General features: G+C 66.1%; 1 protein-coding gene. It reads right to left on the bottom strand.

Translation table 11 applies throughout. The annotated features are described in order from the left end of the window. A partial coding sequence (locus SB659_RS19125; RefSeq protein WP_410551529.1) for an alpha/beta hydrolase occupies positions 1-386 on the bottom strand: 386 nt, incomplete at both ends.

Below are 386 nucleotides of genomic sequence, written 5' to 3'. Positions count from 1 at the left end.
AGCGTCGAAGCGGCGGAGGGGATTGTCGTGTCGGCCTCGCCATGCACGAGAAGGATCGGAGTGCCCTTGCTAGCCGGCGACCCCAGCTGCGGCGGGAGAAGCCCCGCGAAGGACACGAGTGCGCCGACCTTCCAGCGACCCGACGCCACCGCGTCGAGGGCGACGATCGCACCCTGCGAGACGCCGACGAAGGCGATCCTATCGTGGGCGTCGGCGAAGCCCTCGCGACAAACGGCTTGGTCCATCAGTTCGTCGAAAGCTTTCCGGGCAGCCATGACCTTCATGGGATCAAGCGGGTTTCCTTCTGTCGAAAACCATTGATGCCCGTAGCGGTGACGCATGGGAGCGTCCGGCGCAGCAAACCGGGTGTTCGGCAGGCCGACGCG

Origin of the sequence: Arthrobacter sp. SIMBA_036, from assembly GCF_046535135.1 — a bacterium.
Taxonomy (GTDB): Bacteria; Actinomycetota; Actinomycetes; order Actinomycetales; family Micrococcaceae; genus Arthrobacter.
This window is presented reverse-complemented; position numbering and strand designations above follow the sequence as displayed.